At 35.9% G+C, this 3,909-nt stretch carries 5 protein-coding genes and 1 pseudogene; all 6 read left to right on the top strand.

What is annotated here, in order from left to right:
* Positions 1–61: 61 nt before the first annotated feature.
* Positions 62–148 (top strand): annotated as a pseudogene (locus CP355_RS10845) (zinc-ribbon domain-containing protein); the annotation flags it as partial.
* 132 nt (positions 149–280) lie between these two features.
* Positions 281–1,285, top strand: a complete 1,005-nt coding sequence (locus CP355_RS09495; RefSeq protein WP_098044415.1) for a DUF4767 domain-containing protein — start codon at positions 281–283, stop codon at positions 1,283–1,285.
* Between the two features lie 107 nt (positions 1,286–1,392).
* Positions 1,393–2,268, top strand: a complete 876-nt coding sequence (galU, locus tag CP355_RS09490) for a UTP--glucose-1-phosphate uridylyltransferase GalU (RefSeq protein WP_087176325.1) — start codon at positions 1,393–1,395, stop codon at positions 2,266–2,268.
* 91 nt (positions 2,269–2,359) lie between these two features.
* Entirely contained in the window at positions 2,360–2,680 is a 321-nt protein-coding gene (locus CP355_RS10675) for a hypothetical protein (RefSeq protein ID WP_233187033.1), read from the top strand.
* Positions 2,653–2,949: a hypothetical protein gene (locus tag CP355_RS10670; RefSeq protein ID WP_233185888.1), complete on the top strand. Its 297-nt coding sequence runs from the start codon at positions 2,653–2,655 to the stop codon at positions 2,947–2,949. Before CP355_RS10675 ends, CP355_RS10670 begins: the two co-directional genes overlap by 28 nt.
* Positions 2,950–3,265: 316 nt before the next feature.
* Complete coding sequence (locus CP355_RS09480) at positions 3,266–3,829, top strand: GNAT family N-acetyltransferase (protein ID WP_098044414.1); 564 nt, start codon at positions 3,266–3,268, stop codon at positions 3,827–3,829.
* Positions 3,830–3,909 lie beyond the last annotated feature (80 nt).

Raw genomic sequence — 3,909 nt, 5'->3', positions numbered from 1 at the left:
TCAAAATAAAATTGCTTAAAATCGTTGATAACACTTGACTTAGAGTAGAAAAAGCTAATGGATTAAAAAGAGGAGAAAAATAAAATATTGCCCAAAATGTGGTTCAAAAATCGATGCCAATGATAAGTTTTGTGATCAATGTGGTACTAATTTAAGCGATCAAAATAAATCTAGGATAAAACCGATTATTGGGAGCGAAAAGCAAAAGGAAAATAGTAGAATTCGACGTAATTGCTTAATAATTGCAACTTGTACAATAGTACTTGCCGCTGGTGGAGTCGTGTTCTTTACTTTACAAAGCCAGAATAGTAATTATGCTAATTCTATTCCTTTTGTTGGACATAAAAAAGGAGAGGCTGTTGATCAGGCTGCTGAATCAATAGGCTATAATAGCGATAAAATGACGGCACATGATACGGCTGGATTCATTATTGCATTTGCTCATATGAATTTCCAAGATAATCCCGATTTGGAAAAAGCGTTTGATAACGTGCAAAATGGTGATTTAAATATTACTTCATATCCTGAATATGATTTTGGTGATTATAATGTAAAAGCTCCTGCACAAGGAGCAGTATATGTAGTAACGCCAGAGGTCGGTTATGTAGTATCTGATATAAATCACCCTCAGAGGGCACAAATTACTTTTGTAGATAGTAAAAAGGGCGCTACACAACCTGTATATTTTCGTGCTTTAGCTAAAAAAGTAGCACATAGCTCATGTAAAAAAGATGTACAAAATATTGGTAAAAAGGTAAAAGTTTCTGTGCAAAAAAAGAATAATAGACAATCATCAGATAAAAATACCAAAAGTGGTACAGAAGATACTAGTAAGTTATCGTGGAATGATTCCAAAGAAGAAAAATTATCTGATTTTATGAGTGATTTTGGCGATAAGATGGACCAGGATTGTGATGAATATACTGGTGATGAGCAGCTAAAGACTAGAGCTGGCGAGGAGTATCCAGATATTTTTAAAGATGGAAAAATGAAACTAGTTGATGATAGTGACAAAGATGCTGATGAAAGCGAAAGTATCGATATCGGATGGGATCCAGAATTAAAGAAAAAATATGATTATCAGGTAGTTTCGATCTTTAATTATAATGATGACGATGCTGAACAACATATAACGTATCTATTCTGTGTTCATGATAATCAACCTATTGTGTTAGTTGATCAAACGACCAATGGAAATTATATTGCTGTTAAAGAAACAGCTAATAAAGATGTTAAAAGCGGTTTTGCGGATATTATCAATGGCGACGATACAGATAATGATTGATTAATCTGGTCATCATTTTAATCTGCAAATCTGCAGAAAACGAGCAAAATTTTAAAGAATGTTTTAAAATATATTTAATTATAATCTTTGGAGGAGGTATAGAAAGTATGAAAGTAAGAAAAGCGATTATCCCTGCAGCAGGATTAGGCACTAGATTTTTGCCAGCAACTAAGGCATTGCCTAAGGAAATGTTGCCAATTGTTGACAAGCCAACCATTCAATTTATCGTTGAAGAAGCAAAGGCTTCAGGAATCGAAGATATTTTGATCGTTACTGGTAAAAATAAGCGTGCGATTGAAAACCACTTTGACTCTAATCCCGAATTGGAGCAAGACTTGGAAAAGACCGGTAAGTCTGGTTTGCTTAAGTTAACCCAAGAAATTACTGATTTGGGTGTGAACTTGTACTACACTCGTCAACCACACCCAGCTGGCTTGGGGGATGCAGTCTACCGCGCACGTAGCTTCGTAGCTGGTGAACCATTCGTGATTATGCTTGGCGACGACTTGATGAAGGACAAGGTGCCTTTGACTAAGCAATTGATCAACGATTACGACAAGACTCACGCATCAACCATTGCCGTTATGAAGGTGCCACACAAGGAAGTTTCCAAGTATGGTGTAATTGCTCCAGATGGCAATATTGCACCTGATTTATACAATGTTAAAAACTTTGTGGAAAAGCCAGCTGTTGACAAGGCTCCAAGTGACTTGGCAATTATCGGCCGTTACTTGTTGACACCTGAAATTTTCGACATTTTGGAACACCAAAAGCCAGGTCGTGGCGGCGAAATTCAATTAACTGACGCCATTGATACCATGAACAAGACTCAACGTGTATTTGCCCATGTATTTAAGGGCGAACGCTTTGATGTGGGTAATAAGGAAGGTTACCTTGAAACTTCTATTCAATATGGTTTAACTCACCCAGAGACACGCGATGCACTTCGTAAGTACATCAAGGAATTAGGTAAGAAATTATAAAAATAAACTAGCTATTGTAGAATAAGCTAAGGTATTATTAAAACCAGCGTAAAGTTAACGCTGGTTTTTCTGTTAGTTATTGGGGAAGAAAATGAAAAAGAAGATCACAGTTGGCTTATTTGTGGCCTATATTTTGTTTTGCGGCTTTCTTTTCATTAAAACTAGATTCATTACTCCCAATCAACAATCTGCACTGCAATCAGAAAAAGTGCAAGAATACAAAAAGCTGCTGGATAATGCCGGTCTTAAGGGTAATCTGACGATATATAAAAATAAACAACGAATATGGCAGTATACAACGGTAGGCAACGCGAATTCCGCTTATTTAATTAATTCCGTGCAAAAGAAATTAACGGCAGGAATGATTATGCGGGCAGTGTTGCCATGTCGAATGATGATTTGTATAAGGTAAGTTTAGATTTACTAAATGGCAAGCTGCTATCTTCGCAAAATAAAGACATCATTTACGCTCCTGGAAATAATACTTCACATTACCGCGGGGGTCTGTACACTAAAAATAACCATTACGAATCTAACGGTAATGGTTATGGCTATTGCAACTTTTTACACATTTCTAAAGATGGGCAAAATGCAGTGATTTTGCAAAGTACAGATAGCAGTCGGTATGGCGATTTGAGTAATAGCGCTGATAAAATTTATGCGGATTTATTTGGAAAATAAGATTAAAACCAAAAGCGAGGACTACAATTGTAATCCTCGTCTTTTTGTATCCAAGCCACGAATCAAACGCCTTTTACGCATGACTCCTGGCTTGATGGGTGTCTTTAGATGTGTGGTATTTTATATTTTCATTGAAGGAAATCCAATCAATTTCAGTATTTGATATCACAACAACACCTTATTTCTAAAATTTATATTAAAGTAAGCACTTACTTTATCTACTTATAATACACCATATAAGTTTCAAAAATGATAGTTTTTGTTTTAACGAAAATGTGGCTTATACTTATAGTAAAAAGCATGAAAGGGAAGAATAATGATTAGAAGAGCGAGAAAAACAGATTTTCCATTTGTATATCCAATTTTGAAGCAGATTTTTGATGAAATGCAGATGGAGACGATTGAAAAGTTACCAGAGGATCAATTTTATAGTTTGATGAAATTAGGTTTTATCTCAGAGGATTACCGCTACTCATACCGCCGTATCTGGGTAAGTGAGAAAGCGGGTAAAGTAGTCGGTATTCTTGATATGTACCCATACAAGGATCAAAAGATTATTGATATAGTCTTGCGTCATGATTATGCAAAAGCAGGCTTGCCAATCTCAACGGTGATCTTTTCAGATCAAGAAGCTTGGCCACATGAATGGTATATTGATGCCTTAGCGGTTGATCCTGATCATTGGGGAGAAAAGATTGCTAGTCACTTGCTTGATGAAGCTGAAAAAGTTGCGGCTAAGCAAGGCTATCATATTTTGAGTTTAAATGTTGATCAAGAAAATCCACGTGCGCAACGATTATATGAGCACAAGGGCTATCAAACTGAAAAGACAATGACAATTGGGGATCGGACATACGATCACATGATTAAACGCATATAATAAAAAATACTGCCAGCTATGAGCTCAATGTCATTAAGTTAAGACATTGACAAATTGATAGTTTAAGCTTTTAGATCATT

It is taken from the genome of Lactobacillus sp. UMNPBX4 (genome assembly GCF_002554115.1).
Taxonomy (GTDB): Bacteria; Bacillota; Bacilli; order Lactobacillales; family Lactobacillaceae; genus Lactobacillus; species Lactobacillus gallinarum.
The sequence above is the reverse complement of the archived record's forward strand: the minus strand, read 5'-3'. Positions and strand labels throughout refer to the sequence as shown.

Excerpts from the sequence above, each read along its gene's own strand:
- CP355_RS10670 (WP_233185888.1), top strand. The coding sequence starts at position 2,653 with ATGTCGAATGATGATTTGTATAAGGTAAGTTTAGATTTACTAAATGGC.
- CP355_RS10675 (WP_233187033.1), top strand. The coding sequence starts at position 2,360 with ATGAAAAAGAAGATCACAGTTGGCTTATTTGTGGCCTATATTTTGTTT.
- galU (WP_087176325.1), top strand. The coding sequence starts at position 1,393 with ATGAAAGTAAGAAAAGCGATTATCCCTGCAGCAGGATTAGGCACTAGA.
- CP355_RS09480 (WP_098044414.1), top strand. The coding sequence starts at position 3,266 with ATGATTAGAAGAGCGAGAAAAACAGATTTTCCATTTGTATATCCAATT.